The 21,769-nt window shown below is 55.4% G+C and carries 19 protein-coding genes; 9 read left to right on the top strand and 10 right to left on the bottom strand.

All coding sequences use genetic code 11. From position 1 onward, the window contains the following. Nucleotides 1-29: 29 nt before the first annotated feature. Both malQ and malP read right to left on the bottom strand, forming a co-directional pair. A complete protein-coding gene (gene malQ / locus ACMV5H_RS07275) occupies nt 30-2,111 on the bottom strand; it encodes a 4-alpha-glucanotransferase (protein WP_414821647.1) in 2,082 nt (693 codons plus the stop codon). Nucleotides 2,112-2,120: 9 nt separating this feature from the next. Further along, nucleotides 2,121-4,526 carry a maltodextrin phosphorylase gene (malP, locus tag ACMV5H_RS07270; protein ID WP_414821646.1) on the bottom strand — a complete coding sequence of 802 codons (2,406 nt, stop codon included), beginning with the start codon at nt 4,524-4,526 and terminating at the stop codon, nt 2,121-2,123. A gap of 593 nt (nt 4,527-5,119) precedes the next feature. Between malP and malT the strand changes: the two genes are divergently transcribed. Then, a complete protein-coding gene (gene malT, locus ACMV5H_RS07265; RefSeq protein WP_059199447.1) occupies nt 5,120-7,834 on the top strand; it encodes an HTH-type transcriptional regulator MalT in 2,715 nt (904 codons plus the stop codon). Nucleotides 7,835-7,956: 122 nt separating this feature from the next. Here the strand turns inward: malT and ACMV5H_RS07260 are convergent, their stop codons facing one another. From ACMV5H_RS07260 to ulaA, 6 genes are read right to left on the bottom strand one after another with little or no spacing between them, the layout of a single operon-like run. Further along, entirely contained in the window at nt 7,957-8,643 is a 687-nt protein-coding gene (locus tag ACMV5H_RS07260; protein ID WP_115159432.1) for an L-ribulose-5-phosphate 4-epimerase, read from the bottom strand. A gap of 12 nt (nt 8,644-8,655) precedes the next feature. Continuing rightward, entirely contained in the window at nt 8,656-9,507 is an 852-nt protein-coding gene (locus ACMV5H_RS07255; RefSeq protein WP_115159431.1) for an L-ribulose-5-phosphate 3-epimerase, read from the bottom strand. A 5-nt stretch (nt 9,508-9,512) separates the two neighbouring features. Continuing rightward, complete coding sequence (locus ACMV5H_RS07250) at nt 9,513-10,169, bottom strand: 3-keto-L-gulonate-6-phosphate decarboxylase UlaD (RefSeq protein WP_414821645.1); 657 nt, start codon at nt 10,167-10,169, stop codon at nt 9,513-9,515. A gap of 5 nt (nt 10,170-10,174) precedes the next feature. Further along, the gene (gene ulaC / locus ACMV5H_RS07245; protein ID WP_179248668.1) at nt 10,175-10,657 is read right to left on the bottom strand and encodes a PTS ascorbate transporter subunit IIA; all 483 of its coding nucleotides are present in this window, start codon (nt 10,655-10,657) and stop codon (nt 10,175-10,177) included. A gap of 10 nt (nt 10,658-10,667) precedes the next feature. Beyond that, on the bottom strand, nt 10,668-10,973 hold the full coding sequence (gene ulaB / locus ACMV5H_RS07240; RefSeq protein WP_039996172.1) for a PTS ascorbate transporter subunit IIB: 306 nt from the start codon (nt 10,971-10,973) through the stop codon (nt 10,668-10,670). 14 nt (nt 10,974-10,987) lie between these two features. Beyond that, on the bottom strand, nt 10,988-12,385 hold the full coding sequence (gene ulaA, locus ACMV5H_RS07235; RefSeq protein WP_021181734.1) for a PTS ascorbate transporter subunit IIC: 1,398 nt from the start codon (nt 12,383-12,385) through the stop codon (nt 10,988-10,990). 412 nt (nt 12,386-12,797) lie between these two features. Here ulaA and ulaG point away from each other — a divergent pair, with 412 nt between their 5' ends. The 6 genes from ulaG to ACMV5H_RS07205 all read left to right on the top strand — a co-directional run bounded on the left by ulaG (nt 12,798) and on the right by ACMV5H_RS07205 (nt 18,218). Further along, the gene (gene ulaG, locus ACMV5H_RS07230) at nt 12,798-13,862 is read left to right on the top strand and encodes an L-ascorbate 6-phosphate lactonase (RefSeq protein WP_115159390.1); all 1,065 of its coding nucleotides are present in this window, start codon (nt 12,798-12,800) and stop codon (nt 13,860-13,862) included. Nucleotides 13,863-14,005: 143 nt separating this feature from the next. Beyond that, nucleotides 14,006-14,761 (top strand): HTH-type transcriptional regulator UlaR, encoded by a 756-nt coding sequence (gene ulaR / locus ACMV5H_RS07225; protein ID WP_414821644.1) that lies wholly within the window; start codon nt 14,006-14,008, stop codon nt 14,759-14,761. A gap of 240 nt (nt 14,762-15,001) precedes the next feature. After that, the gene (locus ACMV5H_RS07220; RefSeq protein WP_414821643.1) at nt 15,002-15,991 is read left to right on the top strand and encodes an autotransporter outer membrane beta-barrel domain-containing protein; all 990 of its coding nucleotides are present in this window, start codon (nt 15,002-15,004) and stop codon (nt 15,989-15,991) included. Between the two features lie 113 nt (nt 15,992-16,104). Beyond that, nucleotides 16,105-16,431 carry a thiosulfate sulfurtransferase GlpE gene (glpE, locus tag ACMV5H_RS07215; RefSeq protein WP_021807441.1) on the top strand — a complete coding sequence of 109 codons (327 nt, stop codon included), beginning with the start codon at nt 16,105-16,107 and terminating at the stop codon, nt 16,429-16,431. A 158-nt stretch (nt 16,432-16,589) separates the two neighbouring features. Further along, complete coding sequence (gene glpG / locus ACMV5H_RS07210) at nt 16,590-17,426, top strand: rhomboid family intramembrane serine protease GlpG (protein WP_414821642.1); 837 nt, start codon at nt 16,590-16,592, stop codon at nt 17,424-17,426. A gap of 33 nt (nt 17,427-17,459) precedes the next feature. Then, nucleotides 17,460-18,218, top strand: coding sequence for a DeoR/GlpR family transcriptional regulator (locus ACMV5H_RS07205; RefSeq protein ID WP_414821641.1), 759 nt, complete (start codon nt 17,460-17,462; stop codon nt 18,216-18,218). A gap of 56 nt (nt 18,219-18,274) precedes the next feature. Here ACMV5H_RS07205 and ACMV5H_RS07200 read toward each other — a convergent pair whose 3' ends face one another. Then, on the bottom strand, nt 18,275-18,658 hold the full coding sequence (locus tag ACMV5H_RS07200; protein ID WP_115159388.1) for a tautomerase family protein: 384 nt from the start codon (nt 18,656-18,658) through the stop codon (nt 18,275-18,277). Next, a complete protein-coding gene (locus ACMV5H_RS07195; RefSeq protein ID WP_115159387.1) occupies nt 18,658-18,966 on the bottom strand; it encodes a carboxymuconolactone decarboxylase family protein in 309 nt (102 codons plus the stop codon). The genes ACMV5H_RS07200 and ACMV5H_RS07195 overlap by 1 nt, the downstream gene beginning before the upstream one ends. Before the next feature lie 100 nt (nt 18,967-19,066). Between ACMV5H_RS07195 and ACMV5H_RS07190 the strand changes: the two genes are divergently transcribed. Both ACMV5H_RS07190 and glpD read left to right on the top strand, forming a co-directional pair. Next, nucleotides 19,067-19,951 (top strand): LysR substrate-binding domain-containing protein, encoded by an 885-nt coding sequence (locus ACMV5H_RS07190; RefSeq protein WP_115159386.1) that lies wholly within the window; start codon nt 19,067-19,069, stop codon nt 19,949-19,951. A gap of 284 nt (nt 19,952-20,235) precedes the next feature. Continuing rightward, nucleotides 20,236-21,744, top strand: a complete 1,509-nt coding sequence (gene glpD / locus ACMV5H_RS07185; protein WP_021807436.1) for a glycerol-3-phosphate dehydrogenase — start codon at nt 20,236-20,238, stop codon at nt 21,742-21,744. Nucleotides 21,745-21,769: the final 25 nt, after the last annotated feature.

Here is a 21,769-nt window from a genome sequence, read left to right as displayed (position 1 = left end):
ATCGCGGTCGGTAAGCCGCCCCGATGCATTTAGCCTACCGAAACCTTCCTGCGTCGCTTATCCAAATCCTTCAATAAACGGTTGACCTCAGCATCGTCAAACATCGCTTCCAAGGTCTGGCTCAGCTTGCGCCGCCAGTTCGGGTACTGATCGCTGGTGCCGGGAATATTGACCGGTTCCGCCATATCCAGCCAGTCTTCCGGTTGCAGGCCCAGCAGCGCGCTGGCGCTGTCTGCCACATAGCGTTGCAGACCTCGGTTCAGCAACGGGCTCATGCTCAACAACGAGGCTTTCTTGCCGACCTTTTGCGGTACGCAGCCGTAGCGATGCAGCCCGTCCAGTAGCCCCTGCTTGGCCCGTTCTCGATCGGCAAACAGCTCTTTGAGCACTTCCGCATCCGGGTATAGCCCCAGTTGCTTGCCGAGCGTCAGATCGCCGCTTTGCCAATAGCCACGCAGCGTTGGCAGATCGTGGGTGGTAATGGTCGCCATTGCCTGCACCGGATAAGACTGCGGCGCACGGAACTGCTTCTCCGCATCGTGCTCGAAATACAGCACCTTGTAGGAATAGACGCCGCTATCACGCAGTTTGCCGACGATCTCCACCGGCACGGTCCCTAAATCCTCCCCAATCACCATGCAACGATGGCGCTGACTCTCCAAGGCCAACAGCGCCAGCAGATCGTCAACCGGGTATTTCACATAGGCACCGTGATCGGCCGTTTCACCATAAGGGATCCACCATAAACGCAGCATCGCCATCACGTGATCGATACGCAAGGCGCCACAGCTGGTCATGTTGGCCCGCAGCAAATCGATAAACGGCTGATAACCCCGCGCCACCATCACATGTGGATCCATCGGCGGCAGGCCCCAATTTTGCCCCAGCGGCCCGAGAATATCCGGCGGAGCACCCACCGAGGCTTGCATGCAATACAGCTCGCGTTCACACCAGGTTTCCGCCCCGCCCTCTGCCACCCCGACCGCCAGATCGCGGTACAGGCCAATCGGCATCTGGCACTGCTGGCTTTGGCCGAAGCACTCGGCAAACTGGCTGGCCGCCAACCATTGCAGCCACAGGTAGAAGGTAACCTCATCCTCATGCTGCTTACAGAAGGTTTCCACTGCCGGGCCGTTGCCCTGCTGATACTCCTCCGGCCAGGCTGGCCATCCCCACATAGTGCTGTCTTTGGCACTGAGATGGGCATGTAACGCGTCGAACGTTGCCTGCTGATACAGGCTGCTGCCTCCTTCGCCGACGAAGCGCTCAAATTCCTGCTTCAGCGCATCCTGCGGCTTGCGGGCCTGGAAATGCGGGAAAGCCAGCTTCAACGCCGCCAGCTTCAGCTGCGTTACCGTGCTGTAGTCCACCAGCTCACTACTACGCGCCTTGGCCAACAGCTTCTGCGTCGCAGCCTTCTGCCACCATTTTTGCGCAGCCTGGCTGAGCTGGAAATCCTCCACCACGTTGACGTCGATATACACCACGTTCAACCAGCGGCGCGAAGACGGGCTATAAGGACTGGCGCTTTCCGGACTGGCCGGATACAGCGCGTGGATCGGGTTGAGCCCGATAAAGGCGCCGCCGCGTTCACCCACCTCACCGACCATCGCCCGCAGATCGCCAAAGTCGCCAATCCCCCAGTTACGCTCAGAACGCAGCGTGTAGAGCTGTACGCAGGCTCCCCATAGCTTCTTGCCGGTCAACAATGCATCCGGCTCGTAGCAACGCTTGGGGGCGACAATCAGCCGGCAGGTCCATTGCTGCTCCCCCTGTGACAACGTGAGCTGGTGATAACCCAGCGGTAACTTGCCAGGCAGAGTCAGGGTTTTGTGCGCACTGGCACGGCCTTCTTGCTGGCTACCGTCCTCATGCAACAATACCCACTGAAACTCGCCATCTCCCCCCAGCGGCAGCGCCACCGGGTTACCATGATAAAAGACTTTAACCAGCGGCAAGGGAGCCGTTGACGGCTGCAACGACGCCGGGTTCATCGCCGCCAACAGCTTGCGTTTGGTTTCCGGCGAAATCGCCTGGCGTTGGCCGTGGGCATTGATGTAATCGGTAGCAATCCCAGCCTGGGCTGCTACCTGATCGATACCTTTACTCATTCGCACTCCTTAACGCTTGGCTTGCCAAATGCGTTGCTGATAGTCACGGATCGAACGATCCGAGCTGAACATGCCTACGCGCGCGGTGTTAAGGATAGTGCGGCGCGTCCATTCGTCGCGGTCACGATACAGTTTGTCTACCTGCCGTTGAGCTTCGCAGTAGGAAGCAAAGTCCGCCAGCACCAGATACGGATCGCCGCCTTCCAACAGGCTGTGCAGCATCATATCGAAGGCGTGCTTGTCACCGTGACTGAATGCGCCGCTGGCCAGTTCGTCCAGGATTGCCTTCAGGTGTTTGTCTTTCTTGCGATAGCTCAGAGGATCATAACCTTTGGCCAACAACGCTTTGACCTGCTCCACGGTGTTGCCGAAAATAAAGATGTTGTCCTCGCCGACCTGCTCGGCGATCTCGACGTTGGCTCCGTCCAGCGTGCCAACGGTCAGTGCGCCGTTCAGCGCCAGCTTCATATTCCCGGTACCCGACGCTTCTTTACCGGCGGTGGAGATCTGCTCGGAAATGTCCGCCGCCGGGATCATCAGTTCAGCGACGGAAACGCGGTAATCAGGGATGAAAGCCACTTTCAGGCGATCTTTGACGATCGGATCGTTATTGATCTTCTCTGCGGCCTGATTGATCGTATAGATGATGTTCTTCGCCAGGTAATAGCCCGGCGCGGCTTTGGCACCAAACAGGAATACGCGTGGCACGATGTCCAGATCCGGGTTATCCCGCAGCTGGCGATACAGCGAAAGAATGTGCAGCAGGTTCAGATGCTGGCGCTTGTACTCGTGCAGGCGTTTGATCTGCACGTCGAAGATCGCGTCTGGATTGAGCGTCAGCCCCATTACGCTGTGCACGTAGTTGGCGAGGACCACCTTGTTATCGCGTTTAATCTGCTGGTACTTCTCGCGGAAAGCGGCGTCTTCAGCGTATTTTTCCAAGCCCTTCAGCGCATCAAGATCGTTGGCCCACTCCACTTTCAGGGTGGCATCGATCAGGCCTGACAATGCCGGGTTACACTGCTTGAGCCAGCGACGCGGCGTAATACCGTTGGTGACGTTGTGGAATTTGTTCGGCCACAGCTGGTGATATTCCGGGAACAGATCTTTTACCACCAGGTCCGAGTGCAGCTGGGCCACACCGTTCACCGCAAAGCCGCTGACCACGCACAGGTTGGCCATGCGCACCTGCTTGTTGTGGTGCACCGCCAGCTTGGCCCACACTGCCTCATCGCCCGGCCAGTGTTGGTCTACCAACCGCTTAAAGTTGGCATTGATCTGCTTGATGATAGAGAAGTGGCGCGGCAGCAGGCTGCGGACCAGTTTCTCATCCCAGCACTCCAGAGCTTCCGGCATCAGGGTGTGGTTGGTGTAGGCAAAGGTCTTGCTGGTGATCGCCCAGGCCGCATCCCAATCCAGTTGGTGCTCATCGAGCAGAATACGCAGCAGCTCTGGAATGGCGATGGTTGGGTGGGTATCGTTGAGTTGGATCACTTCGTACTTCGGCAACTCTTCAATCTTGCGCCCGGCCAGATGGTGCTTACGCAGAATATCGGCCACCGAGCAGGCACACTGGAAATACTGCTGCATCAGGCGCAGGCGTTTGCCAGCCTGATGGTTGTCATTCGGATAGAGCACTTTGGTCAGCTTGGCGGCTTCTACGCCCTGCTTTTCCGCCTGCAGGAATTTGCCGTCGTTGAAATCCCCCAGATCGAATGGATGATTATGCGTAGCCTGCCACAGACGCAGCGGCTGAGTGACTCCGTTACGGAAGCCCAGCACCGGCAGATCCCAAGCTTCCCCACGCAGGGTAAACTCCGGGTGCCACAACTCACGACCATCGGCCAGTTTCTCTATCTTGCCACCAATCCCGACATCCACGGCCAACGCCGCATTATGGCGGAACCACGGGTAGCTCTCGCGCTGCCAGTTATCCGGCGCCTCTTGCTGATGCCCCTCTTTGAACGACTGACGGAACAGCCCGTATTGATAGTTCAGCCCATAGCCGGTAGCCGGTTGCTCCACCGTGGCCATCGAGTCCAGGAAACAGGCGGCTAAACGCCCCAGGCCACCGTTACCTAACGCCAGATCGGTTTCCTGCTCCAACAGATCGGCCAGCTTGACGTCCTGCTCTGCCAACGCCGCCTCAACGGTGTCATACCAGCCAAGGTTGATCAGGTTATTGGCCGTCAGGCGGCCAATCAGGAATTCCATCGAGATGTAGTTTACATGGCGCAACGACTTGCTGCTTTTACGCGGTGCAGTCTGCGCGGCCAGCTGTTCGGCGAGAGCGGCACTTACGGCCTCCCACCATTGATGCTGAGTCATCTGCTGTGCGGAGCTGAGGCCAAAACGCTGCCACTGACGAGTCAGTGCAGCCAGAAAAACGTCCTTTTTGAGCATAGGCTGTGACATAGGTAAAACTCTCTATCCGGTGTACCCGTCGTCTTTCAAGCGGCAACTTGAGTTCCATTGGGTAGTAAATGGGCCAATTTTTTCACTATCGTGCCGGGGAGAACCCGCAATGGCATCATCCCGCCTGGGGATTAGCTGGGGAGGAGGATTGGGGCGTAGCTGAAACTGTGATCTCAGGCACTTTTTAAGCCCCCTTGCGTGCGGTAAGAAAGCCCATCGATATCACCGGTGAGCATAAAATCGACGGCAAACCTTAGGACGTTAGCACAGTTATGATAGCTGATGAAGTTTTGTACTCGTCCACTAACGGCCGAAAAACAGGGTAATTTCTGAGGGTAATCAGGCGCGATGTAAAGCGCAGTTAGAGCTGAACCGAGGGCAAACATAAAAAAGTGTGATCAATAGCAATTTAACTTCAAGCCAAAGCGCAAGCTTGTTGCATTACCGTTGACGATGTTCGAAGTTAAAGAGGGGGATTAATTACGAGCTACAAAATAATTAACTCAACCCGGTCCCGAGACAGGAACACGGTGAAATAAATTCCTTCGGGCAGTCCTTCGGCGGCGGGAACCGCACTTTACACCTGGAATATTATGCTGATCCCATCAAAACTGAGCCGTCCGGTACGGCTGCAAAATACCGTGGTACGCGATCGTCTGCTGGCGAAGCTGGCTGGTGCGGCTAACTATCGCCTGACATTGGTCAATTGCCCGGCAGGATACGGTAAGACCACGCTGGTGGCACAATGGGCCGCGGGCAAATCGGATCTGGGGTGGTACTCTCTGGACGAGAGCGACAACCAGCCGGAGCGCTTCGCCAGCTATCTGATCGCCGCGCTGCAACAGGCTACCACTGGCCACTGCGTGAAAAGCGAGGCATTAAGCCAGAAACACCAATACGCCAACCTTTCGGCGCTGTTTGCCCAGCTGTTTATCGAGCTGTCTGACTGGCACCAGCCGCTGTACCTGGTGATCGACGATTACCACCTGATCACCAATGACCAGATCCATGAAGCAATGCGTTTCTTCCTGCGCCACCAGCCAGAAAATCTGACGCTGCTGATCCTTTCCCGCACTCTGCCTCCCCTGGGGATCGCCAATCTTCGCGTACGCGATCAACTGTTAGAGCTGAGCACGCGCCAATTGGCTTTTAATCATCAGGAGGCGAAACAGTTCTTTGACTGCCGCCTTACCTCCCCGCTGGAGCACAATGACAGCAGCCGTCTGTGTGACGAAGTGGAGGGGTGGGCAACCGCCTTACAGCTAATCGCGCTCTCCGCCCGCCAATCCACCTCTTCCGCTCAGCAATCTGCCAAACGTCTGGCCGGGCTGAACGCCAGCCACCTGTCCGATTATCTGGTGGATGAGGTGCTGGATCGCGTTGATGCCGATGCCCGCGCGTTCCTGTTGCGCTGCTCGGTTTTGCGTTCGATGAACGACGCGTTGATCGTTCGCCTGACCGGGGAAGACAACGGCCAGCAGCGCCTGGAAGAGCTTGAGCGCCAGGGCCTGTTTATTCACCGTATGGACGACACAGGCGAGTGGTTCTGTTTCCACCCGCTGTTTGCCTCGTTCCTGCGCCAGCGTTGCCAGTGGGAATTGGCGCTGGAACTGCCAGGCCTGCACCATGCGGCGGCAGAAGGATGGCTGGCGCTCGGGTACCCGGCGGAAGCCATTCATCATGCGTTGGCAGCCAGCGATGTCAGCATGTTGCGCGATATCCTGCTGCAACATGCCTGGTCGTTGTTCCATCACAGCGAACTGGCCTTGCTGGAGGAGTGTCTGAATGCCCTGCCGTACGAACGGCTGATCCAGAACCCGAAACTGGCGCTGCTGCAAGCCTGGCTGGCACAAAGCCAGCATCGTTACAGCGAAGTGAATACCCAGCTGGAACGCGCCGAACAGGCCATGCTCCAGCAAAAGATCGTCATTGACCAGACTCTGCATGCTGAATTTGACGCGCTGCGTGCTCAGGTGGCGATCAACGCCGGTAAACCGGAAGAGGCCGAACGCCTGGCCACCGAGGCGCTGAAATTCCTGCCGCTATCCAGCTATTACAGCCGCATCGTGGCCACCTCCGTTACCGGTGAGGTTCACCACTGCAAAGGGGAACTGGCACGGGCGCTGCCCATGATGCAGCAAACCGAACAGATGGCTCGCCGCCATCAGGCTTATCACTATGCGCTGTGGGCGCTGTTGCAGCAGAGCGAAATTCTGATCGCGCAAGGGTTCCTGCAAGCCGCCTATGAAACCCAGGATAAGGCCTTCGAACTGGTGCGTGAACAGCATCTGGAGCAGTTACCGATGCACGAATTCCTGCTGCGCATCCGCTCACAGGTGCTCTGGTCGTGGTCACGGTTGGACGAAGCCGAAGAAGCGGCACGTGAAGGGCTAAAGGTGTTGGCTAACTACCAGCCGCAGCAGCAGTTGCAATGCCTGGCGATGTTGGCGAAATGCTCGCTGGCGCGTGGCGATCTGGATAATGCCAATGCTCACCTGCTGCGCAGCGAAGTCCTGCTGCATGGCTCGCAGTATCACCGAGACTGGCTGACCAATGCCGATAAACCCAGGGTGATCCACTGGCAGATGACCGGGGATACCACCGCAGCGGCCAATTGGCTGCGCCATACCGAAAAACCGGGGATGGCCAATAACCACTTTACGCAGGGGCAATGGCGTAATATCGCCCGTGTCCAGATCCTGCTTGGGCAGTACGAAGAAGCCGAAGTGGTGTTGGACGAGCTGAACGAAAATGCCCGCCGCCTGCGGTTGGTAAGCGATCTCAACCGTAACCTGCTGCTCAGTAACCACCTCTACTGGCAGATGGACCGCAAAGTGGACGCCCAGCGCGCGCTGATAGAATCGCTCTCGCTGGCCAACCGTACCGGGTTTATCAGCCACTTTGTGATCGAGGGAGAGGCCATGGCGCAGCAACTGCGTCAACTGATCCAGCTCAACACGCTGCCAGAAATGGAACAGCATCGCGCCCAGCGCATTCTGCGTGATATAAACCAGCATCACCGACACAAGTTCGCTCATTTTGACGAGAACTTCGTCGATAAGCTGCTAACTCACCCGCAAGTACCAGAATTGATCCGCACGAGCCCGCTGACACAGCGTGAATGGCAGGTGCTGGGCCTGATTTACTCCGGTTACAGCAACGATCAGATTGCCGGGGAACTGGCCGTGGCGGCCACCACCATCAAAACCCATATCCGTAATCTGTATCAGAAACTGGGGGTCGCACATCGCCAGGAAGCGGTGCAGCAAGCACAGCAGTTGCTGAAAATGATGGGTTATGGCGCTTAGACCAACGTATTCTTAAGGTAACACGCCCCTCTCCCCTGTACATTCCCAAGGAAAAGGGGCTATTCCTGCCACAGTGTAGCCTTTGCTTTTAACTGCAGCGCCACGATTGCCAACTGGTGATGTCATCGCTGCCCATAATAGGCATCAGACCCATGCTTACGGCTGAAATGCTTGTGTTGTAAATGGGCATCGAGAGGGCGTAATGCCGGGTTGATACCACAACTGATCCAGGCCATGCGCGCCACCTCTTCCAGCACCACCGCATTATGTACCGCCTCGTCCACGGTAGACCCCCAACTGAACGGGCCATGCTGATAAACCACAATGCCGGGCGTATGCATGGGGTCATGTTCACCCAACGTTTCCACAATTACCCGCCCGGTTTCCAGTTCATACTCCCCTTCAACCTCCGCCACCGTTAAGCCACGAGTGCAAGGAATATCTCCCGCAAAGTAATCAGCATGCGTGGTGCCAAGCGCCGGGATCGCCCTGCCTGCCTGCGCCCAGGCGGTAGCGTGCGTGGAATGGGTATGAACAATTCCCCCCAATTGCGAATAGCGCCGATACAATGCCAGGTGAGTTGGCGTGTCGGATGATGGACGCCAGCGCCCTTCCAGCACTCGCCCCGCCAAGTCCACCACCACCATATCTTCAACCTGCATCTGCTCATAGGGCACTCCGCTCGGTTTGATCACTATTGCCCCGCGCTCACGATCTATACCGCTGACGTTTCCCCAGGTGTAGGTCACCAAACCTTGTGCAGGCAGAGCCATATTGCCGGCATAGACCTGCTGTTTCAGCTGCTCCAGCATCATTCTCTCCTATGAAATAACCATCCCGGCCTTGGCCATACTCTCCACCACCCAAGCACGCGCTGCCTTTACTTCACGGATCGGGTCTGCAGCCTCCCCGCTCCACATCTCGATGAGATATGGGCCGCAATAACCGCTTTGCAACAACGCGGTAAAGCAGCGTTCAAAATCCACGATCCCTTCTCCGAAAGGTACGCCCTTGAACACGCCGGGCTGCGTATCTTTCACATGCACCGCCACAATATGACCGCGCCCAGCCATTAACTCCATCGGCACGTCGTTATCCCAGGCCGATAGATTGCCGACATCCGGGTAGATCTGGAACCAGGGGTTATTCAAGAAATGGGCGTAGCCCAGAGCCTTGCTGATGGAATTCATCAGCGGATAATCCATGATCTCCATTGCCAGCATGACCTGCGCCCGGCTAGCCATGACCACCGCCTGCTGCAACGCCGCGCGGAATCTGGCCCGGGTATTATCGTTGGCCTGCTGATAGTAAACATCGTAGCCCGCCAGTTGAATCACCCGGATACCCGTGTCTTGCGCCAGCCGGATGGCCTGTTGCATGATCGCCAAGCCTTGCTCGCGCACCTCATCATCTTCGCTGCCCAGCGGAAAGCGCCGGTGAGCGCTCAGGCACAGAGAAGGCACACGCACTCCACTGCTAACTACCGCATTCACCAGCGCCAAACGCTGTTCCTGGCTCCAGCCCAGGCGGGCCAAACGCGGGTCGCTTTCATCGATCGACATTTCGACAAAATCAAACCCCAGCTCACGCGCCAGATTCAGGCGCGTGAGCCAGTTTTCACCCGCCGGTAGTGCCTTTTCGTAGATGCCCAAAGGAACGGTTTGCTGCAACATAATCGTCAGCCCCACAGTTGTGCAATGGCGCGTTTGAACTCGCGGGCGCTGGCCACGGGATCGGCGGCATCACGAATGCTGCGGCCAGCAATAAACACATGGATTGGAATGCCCTTGAACAGCGGCAGATCTTCCAGAGCCAATCCGCCGGTCACGGTGACCTTGAAGCCCATGCTGGTCAGGCGTTTGATGGCGCTGATATCCGCATCGCTCCAGGCAACCCCGGCGGCCTGCGCATCACGGCTGCGGTGGTAAACCACTTGCAGGATCCCCGCATCACGCCACTCCTGCGCCTGTTCCCAGGTCCAGAAACCGGTCAGCTCAATCTGCACATCACCGTTAAACTCTTTGGCTACCTCTAACGCCCCTTTGGTGGTGTTGATATCGGCACAGCAGATCACCGTAACCCAGTCGGCATTAGCCTCAAAGCACATGCGTGAGAGGATCTTGCCAGCGTCGGCAATTTTGGCATCCGCCAGTACGATGCGGTCTGGATAAAGCGCCTTCAGATCGCGCACCGCACGCACCCCTTCGGCCACACACAGAATGGTACCAACCTCGATGATATCGACCTCGTTGGCGATCAGGCGCGTGGTACGATAAGCATTATCCATCGACTGGTTATCCAGGGCGACCTGCAACATCGGTAAAGTGTTTGCCATCTTGCTTACTCTCCTTGGTGTTCTGCCACAGTGGCAGAAGTCAGGTTAATCAAATCCACTACCTGCTGTGGCGTACGGCAGGCTCGCAGGCGATCAAAGTTGGCCTCATCCTCAAACAGGTTAACCACCTGTAAGATGCCGACCTCCTGATGCGTTTTGGCATCCACCGCCGCCATGGTGATCAAGATATCGATGGGGTCGTTGTCCTCATCGCCAAAACAGACTGGCGTTTTCAGCGTGACCAGAGCAAAACCGGTTTTTAATACCCCTTCCTCCGGCCTGCCGTGAGGCATTGCCAGCCCCGGAGCCAACACAAAATACGGGCCAAACTGCTCAACCCCGGCCAGAATGGCGTTGAAATAACGCGGTTCGACTACGCCGGCCTCCACCAGCAGATCGACACCAATCTTCACCGCCTGCTGCCAGTCTTGCGCCTCTGCCTGCAACAAAATCGACTGATTGTGCACCAGCGAATCACTCAGTTTCATTACCGTTGCCTCACTTGATGTCTTTGGGGAAGTGAGCGCCAATCACCTCCATCAGCTTGGGGCCGAAATCGGCGGCAGACAGCATATTGCGCACCCCCACGACATACTTGTTGCCACTGACGGTGATTTCATCCGCCACGTGGGTGGAAGCAATGATGATGTCGGCACCGCTCAGTTCGGATTTGTACTCCCCTACTGCGCAGCTGTTGACCGTATGGTCTACGCCCTGCTGGGTGAGGAACTGGTCGACTTTCATTTTCATGATCATGGAACTGCCTTGCCCACAGCCGCATACCGCCAGAATTCGTACTGTCATGATGTGCTCTCCAGTTAATTTGAAGCTGATTCGGTGAGTTGTTTTTCCGCATCTTCCTCCGCGCGCAGCGTGCGCCCGGCGAAGAACATGTACAGCAGCGCAATAATCACCACCACGCCCATAAACCACAGGCCGAAGCTCAGGCCCTGCATCAGCGGCGGAGCTAGGATTGACCAGTCCGCCATGCCCATCCAGGCACTGAGCCCGGTCAGTTTGATGGCCCACACGCAGCCAAAGATTTCGATCATCCCCATCACCAGGCAAATCTTCATCGCCGCACGCCAGCCGCCGAAATGGTTGGCAAACACGCCGATGGTGGCGTTGGAGAAAAACATGGGAATAAAACCGGGAATGATCATGATGGAGGAGCCGACCGCCAGCAGTACGCCCACGGCGATCAGTTGCCCCACCGTGCCCCACATAAAGCCCCACACCACGGCATTGGGCGCAAAGCTGTAAATGGCGGCGCAGTCGATGGCCAGCACGGCCCCGGGGATCAGGCGTTGAGAGATACCGTTGAAGGCTTCGGTCAGTTCGGCAACGAACATCCGCACGCCCTGAACGATGATAAAGATGGCGACGGCAAACATCAGGCCGGTTTGCAGGATGTAGATCGTCCAATGGGTTTTACCCGCCATCTGTTGCAGGGTATCCAGCCCGAAAGAGCAGAGGATGATGCCAAAGAACACCGTCATCACGATGGCGGTAGAAACGATATTGTCGTGGAAGATATTCAGCCAGCCGGGCAGCTTGAGGTCTTCCACGCTGTCCTCTTTTTTACCGAGATAAGGTGCCACCTTATAGGCTACCCAGGAGGCGAACTGCTGCTGGTGACCGATGGAAAAACCGCTGTTTTCCGTCACCGACTGGGTTGGCTTGAACATCATGTTGGAAGTGATCCCCCAATACAGCGAGGCGATCAGGGCACTACACAATATGGTGGTCCACATGTCGTAGCCCGAGATGTAGAAAAACACCGCGATCAACCCCACCTGCTGGAACATGATATGGCCCGTCAGCATGATGGTACGGATACCGGTGATGCGCCGCAGCAAGACGTAGACAATATTCAGCGCCAGTGCCAGCAATACCGCATAGCCCACCCAGCTGTAAGCATCCCCCATCCGTTCAATGGTCGCCATCATCGAGGCATAAGTGTCGGAGATGGCACCGTTGATGCCATAAACCTCAGAAAGCTTGGCTACCACGGGTTTGAAGGTGCCGGTCAGGATGCCCGAACCGGCCTGTAACAGCATAAAGCCGATGATGGTCTTGATGGTGCCTTTGATGATCACCGCCGCGCTTTTGCGCAGCAACAGATAGCCCAGCAGCGTAACCAGGCCCAGTAGTAGCGGGGCATTGGTCATCACCTGATTAAAAAAGACGGTGAAGATGGTGTAGAGGGTTTCCATACGGCTCTCCATGTAGCGTTTATGCGCCGTAGGGAACGCCACTGGTCGCGCTAGAACAGTGCGTCACCGTAACGCAGGGACAGGCTTACCATAGCAATCACAGTGAATCACCAAAAGATCATAAATGATTATTTGTGAACAACCTCGCAAGTTATATGGAAAAAGTCTGTGCATTCAACGAGCCGAGTTGAGAAGCATTCCATTACCCATTGAATTAAATACAAGTTAATGATTAAACCACTGAACATAAGGCCGGTGAATGGCACCGAAAAGCCGGTTTACTAGCGATTAAACACCGGTTGCCAGCGCGCATAAACGGTGCTAAATTCAGCAAAACAAGTCACAACAAATCATTAAATGATAATTTGTGATTAAATATGACGTACCAACCCCTGAAAATGAGGAATAAATCATGAGTAAAGTCGCCACCATTACCCGCGAGTCATGGATCCTGAATACCTTCCCGGAGTGGGGCTCCTGGCTGAATGAAGAGATTGAGCAGGAACAGGTTGCCCCCGGCACCTTCTCCATGTGGTGGCTGGGATGTACCGGTATCTGGTTAAAATCAGAGGAAAATGCCAACCTGTGTGTCGATTTCTGGTGCGGTACCGGTAAGCAGAGCCATGCTAATCCGCTGATGAAAACCGGCCACCAGATGCAACGCATGGCCGGAGTAAAAAAGCTGCAGCCTAATCTGCGCACCACGCCGTTCGTCCTCGATCCCTTTGCCATCAAACAGATTGATGCGGTGCTAGCCACTCACGATCATAATGACCATATCGACGTCAACGTTGCTGCGGCAGTGATGCAAAACTGTGCCGCCACGGTGCCCTTTATGGGGCCGCAGAGCTGCGTGGACATCTGGCTTGGCTGGGGAGTACCGGCAGAGCGTTGCATCGTGGTGAAACCTGGTGATGTCATCAAAATCAAAGATGTAGAAATCCACGCATTGGATGCCTTCGACCGCACAGCGCTGATCACCTTGCCGGTGGAGCAAAAAGCAGCGGGCATGCTGCCAGACGGTATGGATCAGCGGGCGGTCAACTACCTGTTCAAGACCCCTGGCGGCAATCTTTACCACAGCGGGGATTCCCACTACTCCAACTATTACGCCAAGCACGGCAACGATCACCAGATCGACGTGGCGCTCGGCTCCTATGGCGAAAACCCACGCGGCATTACCGATAAAATGACCAGCGCCGACATTCTGCGCATGGCGGAATCGCTCAATGCCAAGGTGGTGATCCCGTTCCATCATGATATCTGGTCGAATTTCCAGGCCGATCCGCAGGAAATCCGCGTGCTGTGGGAAATGAAAAAGGACCGGCTGAAATATGGCTTCAAGCCGTTTATCTGGCAGGTGGGGGGCAAATTCACCTGGCCGCTGGATAAAGACAACTTTGAATACCACTATCCACGCGGCTTTGAAGATTGCTTTACCCTTGAGCCGGATCTGCCGTTTAAATCCTTTCTGTAACGGTTAGGCATGAGAACGGGACGTCGGTGCAGCTTTATGCGCACTTCTGCACATGAATGATTCAAATCATCAGCAGGTGAGCATATAATCACGGTATATCCCCTGACGATGGGGTAACGTTCTCATTTCTCGACGGAGCCTGCATGACCGAATCCCAGCGCCATAATGCCATTCTCGATCTCTTACAGCGTAAGGGGCAAATCTCCGTGGCTGATGTGATTAGCGCCTTTGAGATCTCACCGGCAACCGCGCGCCGCGACATCAATAAGCTCAATGAGACCGGCAAACTGCGCAAGGTGCGTAACGGTGCCGAAGCCACCAGCACCCCGCGCCCCACCTGGACACCACTCAATATCCATCAGACTCAGCATCTAGATGAAAAGATGCGTATCGCCAAAGCGGCCGCCCAGCTTTGCCAGGCAGGGGAGAGCGTGGTGATCAACTGCGGTTCCACTGCGTTCCTGCTGGGGCGCGAGATGTGCGGTAAAGAGGTACAGGTGATCACCAACTACCTGCCGCTGGCCAATTACCTGATCGAGCGTGAACACGAAAGCGTGGTGATTATGGGCGGCCAGTATAATAAAAGTCAGTCGATCACCCTGGCACCGCAGGACGGCGATGCCACCCTGTATGCCGGGCATTGGATGTTCACCAGCGGTATCGGCCTCACCAGCTACGGACTGTATAAAACCGATATGCTCACCGCCATGGCCGAACAGAAGATGCTGAACTACGTCGGTAAGTTGGTAGTGTTGGTCGATAGCAGCAAGGTCGGGCAACGCGCGGGTATGCTGTTCAGCCGCACCGAGCAGATCGGCATCGTCATTACCGGGCGCGATGCCGATCCGGCGATAGTCGAGCAACTGCGCCTGCAAGGGGTGGATGTACAGCTGGTTTAACCTCTATGCCGCTGCCTTGCTATCTATTTTTGTCATCTTGGGGGATTTCCCAAGATGAGCATTAATCCTCCTTTTGTTCAGCAACCTATAGTTTAGAGAATGTATAGAGCTGGATATATCCACCAAATAAATAGGTCGAGCGATATCACCTGCGGTCAATCTAAAGCCCACCTGTTTTCTCATGACATTATCGTTTCATCTGGGTACTATTGCGGCAAATTTCCATAGGGAGTTGGGATTGTGGCAATAAACAGCAAAACACTTATTACAGCCGGGATTTATCTTATTGGCTCTCAAGCCATGGCGAGCACGGATACCCTCATCGATTATAGTTCTCGGCCCGACGCCGGGGTTTATCTGGGTAATCAGGTTGCTGCATCAACGTTGTTTTCTCATACCTTGCACCAAAGAAAGACCGCGCCAGGGGACAGTCAATTCTGGATGCGCGTTTCGGGTTATCACAGTAAGGATCTGAGCGCGGGCGATAACGGCTTGCCCGTCGATATGGATCGTCAGGTCTTTATGCTTGGCGGGGATTTGCTGGCCTTGGATAACAACAAAGAAGAGTGGACGGCAGGCCTGATGACCGGCTACGGCCACGCCAAGAGCAGCGCTAACAACGCCACCCTCTCATCCGAAGGTAAAGTCGACGGCTATTCTATCGGCGCTTACAGCACCTGGTATCAGGATAAGAAAAAGCATTCTGGGGCGTATGTGGATTCCTGGCTGCAATATGCCTGGTTTAACAACAGCGTGACCTATGCCCAAGGCAAGCAGAATTATGACAGCACCGGTTTTAGCGCCTCGCTGGAAACCGGCTATGCCTTGCAGCCGTTTTCGGCACTCGAATTAATTATCGAACCACAGCTGCAGATTATTTATAACCGCTTCGATGCCGATAATTATCAGGATCCGGCGGGCGTCTATATTCATCAGGCCGATGCGCCAAACTTTACTTCACGCGTCGGTATTCGCTGGTATAGCGATCAAGACGATTATACCACCGCCTATCTCGCCACCAACTGGTGGCATAATAGTGGCAAGAACGCGGTCAACTTTAATGATACGCGGGTAGAATCCAATTCCCTGGATGATCTGTTTGAGGTCAAGTTAGGCCTGCATTCGCCTAGTACTTACAACATGCAGCTGTGGTTTGAAGGCGGGATCACCCTGGGAGCCAACAGCTACCAGGATTACGGTGGCACCTTGGGTGTGAGCTATCGCTGGTAATAACGCAACGGCTGCAAGACAGCGGGGATAAAGTCCCTGCTGTTGCTCTGGTCTAAATCCAGCCAAAGTTGGATACAATACCGGCATTCCCCATTACCCGGTATTTTGCAGTTATGGAACAGTTTGAAACGATCGACGTTGTGCAAGCACACCAACGCCTGAAAGACGGTAGCGCCGCACTGGTTGATATCCGCGATCCACAAAGCTTTGAAGCTGGGCATACGCCAGGCGCTTTTCATCTGACCAACGCCACCCTGTCCGCCTTTATGCAGCAGAACGAGTTCGATCGCCCGGTGATGGTCATGTGCTATCACGGCAACAGCAGCCGCAGCGCCGCGCAGTATCTGCTGCATCAGGGGTTTGACGCGGTTTACAGTATTGATGGCGGCTTTGAGGCCTGGGCCCGCCAGTTCCCACAGGACGTCGAGACCTCCGCCTAATCCCCTTTGGGCCGCCTTTCTGGGCGGCCAATTGCTGAATTCTGCACTGTTTTTGTCAGATCCCTTCCCTGCGCTCAGGATTTCAACGGTATAATCAGCCGCCAATGCCATCGGCGGTTTTGCCCGTGGCCAAAGTCATCTACTTAGACGGAAAATCTATGGTTCGAGTGATCGCCGTTTCCAACCCTCGCCTGGCGCAGGCCTTTGTCGATTACATGGCAACGCAGGGGGTTGTACTTGAAGTCCGCGCAACGGGCGATGCAGCCGAAATCTGGCTGGCGGATGAAGCCCATCTGGAACAGGTGCAACACGAATTGCAACAGTTCCTGCTCGATCCGTTCAACCGCCGCTATCAGGCCGCCAGTTGGCAGGCAGGCAGCACCGATGCCGGTCTACAGTATCAACAGTTTTCTTACCTGCAAATCATCCGCAGCAAGGCCGGGCCACTGACGCTGACGGTGATGAGCCTGTGTATTCTGGTCTATATCCTGATGCAGGTGCTGGGTGATGATACCGTCATGTTCTGGCTCTCCTGGCCGCAAAACAGCTCGCAATATGGCCAGCTGTGGCGCTGGGTCAGCCATGCGTTTCTGCACTTCTCGCTGCTGCACATTACCTTTAACCTGATGTGGTGGTGGTATCTTGGTGGTCCACTGGAAAAACGCCTCGGCACCGGCAAGCTGTTTGTGATCGCCGTAGTGTCGGCCTTTTTCAGCGGCTGGGCGCAGTCGTTGTTCAGCGGTGCGCTGTTCGGCGGGCTTTCCGGGGTAGTTTACGCGCTGATGGGCTACGTCTGGCTGAGCGGTGAACGCGCACCGGAACACGGTTTGAACCTGCCAAGGGGCTTGATGGTCTTTTCCGCGCTCTGGCTGGTGGCCGGTTATTTCGATATTTTAGGAATGTCGATCGCCAATGCGGCACACGTTGCCGGTTTAGTGATAGGGTTATTAATGGCATTCTGGGATACGCGGCATCGCGCGCACAACGAACAATAACAACCAGGCACATCGGTGTATTAGGGGAATATCGTGAAGCAAACACAGCGTCATGACGCAATTATCGAATTAGTGCGCCTACAGGGATATGTCAGTACGGAAGAGCTGGTGGAGCACTTTGCCGTCAGCCCGCAAACCATTCGCCGTGATTTGAATGACCTGGCCGATCAGAACAAAATACAGCGTCATCACGGTGGCGCTGCGTTACCTTCCAGTTCGGTAAACACCGCTTATCACGATCGCAAGGTGATGTGGTCGGAAGAGAAAGCCCGTATCGCCCAGCGCGTAGCCAGCCAGATACCGGACGGTGCCACGCTGTTTATCGATATTGGTACCACGCCGGAAGCGGTAGCCCACGCCTTGATGGGCCATAAAAATCTGCGGATCGTCACCAATAATCTGAACGTGGCCACCCTGCTCACTGCCAAAGAGGACTTCCGCCTGATCCTGGCCGGTGGTGAGGTCCGTACCCGTGATGGCGGCATCATGGGCGAAGCCACGCTGGACTTTATCTCCCAGTTCCGCCTTGATTTCGGCATACTCGGCATCAGCGGCATCGATATGGATGGCTCGCTGCTCGAATTCGACTATCACGAAGTGCGAACCAAACGCGCGATTATCGAAAACTCCCGCTGCGTGATGTTGGTTACCGACCATTCCAAGTTTGGCCGTAACGCGATGGTGAACCTGGGGAACATGAACCTGATCGACTATCTGTTTACCGATCAGGCTCCGCCACCCAGCGTGATGAAGATTATCGAGCAGTACGACGTACAGCTGGAACTCTGCTGATCTCCCGGCCCCCTCACCAAATCGAGAGGGGGCCTAACGTGCCACGCATTAGCCCATCACCCAGGGCAATACATGCGGCCATTGCTGAAGCTCCAATCAGCGGCGTTGTTGAACTGAATAATCACCATGACATCATCGGGATGGATATTCAGGCCCCTATTTAGCCGCTCACTCAGCACACGATAAAAACTCTGCTTCTGCCCGGCGGTACGCGGCTTTCCTGCGATGACCTGAAACAGAATAAAGTTGTCGCTGCGTTCACCACTCTGATAGTGCCGGTCAAAAATGCGCTGGCTGGCAGGTAGCGTTTCTATGACCTGAAAACGGTCGTCTGGCGGAACGTCAAACTCCTCCGTCAGGCTCTGGTGCAGAATGTCAGAAATTTTCTGAAGTTGTTCCTCACTGTAGCCTTGGCGAAGTGTAATTCGGCTGAAGGGCATCAGATACTCTCCTCATCAATACAGCCGATTGCAGATACCGCGGCCGGCCAGCCTGCATAAAAAGCCAAATGGGTGAAGGCTTCAATAATCTCCTGGTGGCTCAGACTATTTTTCCGAGCAAAATCGAGGTGCCACGGTAGCTGTTGCACCCGCCCCAGCGCAGCAAGAGCAGACAATGTTATCAGGCTGCGATCACGCGGGGAGAGCTCACCGCGCTGCCATATATCATCAAAAAGAACCTCCTTGCTCAATTCAGCCAGTTTAGGGGCCAGTCGGGCAAGCATGTCTCGGTCGGTGGATTGGGTCATGGCATTCTCTCCGTATTGACAGTCAGCCCATTCTGGCGCGATAGTCACATCCTGAAAATCGAATTAATCAGGACTAATCATCCTGAATACAAGGATGATGATGAAGAAGCTTTTACCCGCGCTGGATCTGGATGCACTACGCAGCTTTGTTACCGGCATTGAATGTGGCAGCTTTGCGCTAGCAGCAACACGCCTATCCCGCTCCACTTCCGCCGTCAGCGCCCAGCTGAAAAAGCTGGAAATGCAGTGCAATGCGACATTGTTGATGAAAAAGGGGCGTCATCTAGAACTGACCCCTCAGGGTGAAATGCTGATGGGTTATGCGCGGCGCCTGCTGGAGTTAAACGATGAAACACAGCGTGCTCTGAAAGGAGAATTGTTAAAGGGGGAGATAAGCATTGGTATGCAGGAGGATTTTGGTGAATCACTGATGCCTGGGATCCTCGGCCAGTTCAGGCGCCATCATCCAGAGCTGAAGATCATCGCCAGGGTTGACCGTCAACGTGCGCTGCAAACCGCATTAGACGATAAATCGGTCGATATGGCACTCATGTGGCAACCAGATGCACAGATACGCGAAGGCCGACGGTTAGGCGAACGCCAGCTAGAGTGGATTTACCATCCGGATCTGGATCTTTCTGCTCTGCTGGCAAAGGGTGAGCCGCTACCACTGGTGATGTTCGAAAGCCCGTGCCTGATGCGCTCGCGTGCCACTGCCATCCTGGATCATGCAGGGATCCCCTGGAAGGTAATGTTTGTCAGCCACAGCCTGAGCGGTATCTGGGCTGCGGTAAAGGCCGGGTTTGGCATAACCGTACGCACGCGCCTAGGCATGCCAGGAGATCTGCACATAGCGGGCAACCTTCTGCCAACACTCGGAAATCTGGGGATCACACTTGAGCAGACCAAGACCGACGGTGAGAATCTCACTGCGCGGGCCATGCTTTGCCAATTAATGGAGGAAGCATTATCAGGATGGGAATGATGCCCATGCTTATGTTCATCCCCACCCCAATAGCTTCGTTACCAAACTCAAAAATCTCCTGATATCCACGCCCGCAATGGGCATGGATTTGCGGCGGATGCGGCTAGCGAAAGTCACGTCAAATATCCCTTCAATTTGTATATCTACTATCACCAAACTGTTACCTCTATCACGCAAGAATGTTTTTGTTTGGTTAACTCTTGGCTTGCTTGTTGGTTTCCGATTACAATAATGAGCGAAAACGAACATAAAAGAGCTATTTCGAACACCAGGAGGAAGTTAACGTGGAAACCAAAGACTTGATCGTTATCGGTGGCGGTATCAACGGAGCCGGCATCGCAGCCGATGCAGCCGGGCGTGGGCTGTCCGTACTGCTGCTTGAAGCGCAAGACTTGGCCTGTGCTACGTCTTCCGCCAGTTCAAAACTGATCCACGGTGGCCTGCGCTACCTGGAACACTACGAGTTTCGTCTGGTCAGCGAAGCGCTGGCCGAACGTGAAGTGCTGCTGAAACTGGCACCGCACATCGCCTTCCCAATGCGTTTCCGCCTGCCGCACCAGCCCCATCTGCGCCCGGCCTGGATGATCCGCATCGGCCTGTTCCTGTACGATCATTTGGGCAAACGCACCAGCCTGCCAGGCAGTAAAGGTTTGCGCTTTGGACCAGACTCCGTTCTGAAGCCGGAATTAAAGCGCGGTTTCGAATATTCTGATTGTTGGGTAGACGATGCGCGCCTGGTCGTGCTGAATGCCCAAGCCGTGGCCGAACGCGGTGGCGAAGTGCGCACCCGCACCAAAGTGACCCGCGCCTGGCGCGAAAATGGTCTGTGGATGGTGGAAGCCATCGACGTCGACAGCGGCAAAACCTTTACCTGGCGCGCCAAAGGCCTGGTAAATGCCACCGGCCCATGGGTAAAACATTTCTTCGACGATGGCCTGAAGCTCAAGTCTCCTTACGGTATCCGCCTGATCAAAGGCAGCCATATCGTGGTACCTCGGGCACATAACCAGCCACAGTCTTATATCTTGCAGAACGAAGACCACCGTATCGTATTTGTCATTCCGTGGTTGGATGAGTTCTCCATCATCGGCACCACCGACGTGGAATACCACGGTGATCCGAAAGACGTGAAGATCGACGATAACGAAATCAACTATCTGTTGAAGGTGTATAACGATCACTTTAAAAAACAGCTGGGCCGTGACGATATCGTCTGGACCTACTCTGGCGTACGCCCGCTGTGTGATGATGAATCTGATTCACCGCAGGCCGTCACTCGCGACTATACGCTGGATGTGCATGACGAGCAGGGCAAAGCCCCACTGCTTTCCGTGTTCGGTGGCAAACTCACCACCTACCGCAAGCTGGCCGAGCATGCGATGGAGAAATTGGCTCACTACTATCCTGGCTGTGGCCCGGCGTGGACCAAAAACGGTTCCCTGCCAGGGGGCAATATTGACGGCGATCGCGATAGCTATGCCGCTAAACTGCGCCGTCAGCACGGCTGGATGACGGAGTCTCTGGCTCGCCGTTACGCTCGCACCTATGGCAGCCACAGCGAAATGATCCTGGCCAATGCCAATAGCCTGAGCGATTTGGGTGAAGACTTTGGCCATGACCTGTACGAGGCTGAACTGCGTTATCTGGTAGAGAAAGAGTGGGTTGTCGAACTGGATGATGCCCTGTGGCGCCGTACCAAACTGGGGATGTGGCTCAGCGAAGAGCAGCAGGCGCGGGTGAAAACCTGGTTGGCAGACAATGCCAAACCAAAAGCGTTGTCATTGGCGTCTTGATTGAGGTGTGAGTAGACGGGCGCAG

It is taken from the genome of Serratia sp. N21D137, from assembly GCF_047530005.1.
GTDB lineage: Bacteria > Pseudomonadota > Gammaproteobacteria > Enterobacterales > Enterobacteriaceae > Chania > Chania fonticola_B.
This window is presented reverse-complemented; position numbering and strand designations above follow the sequence as displayed.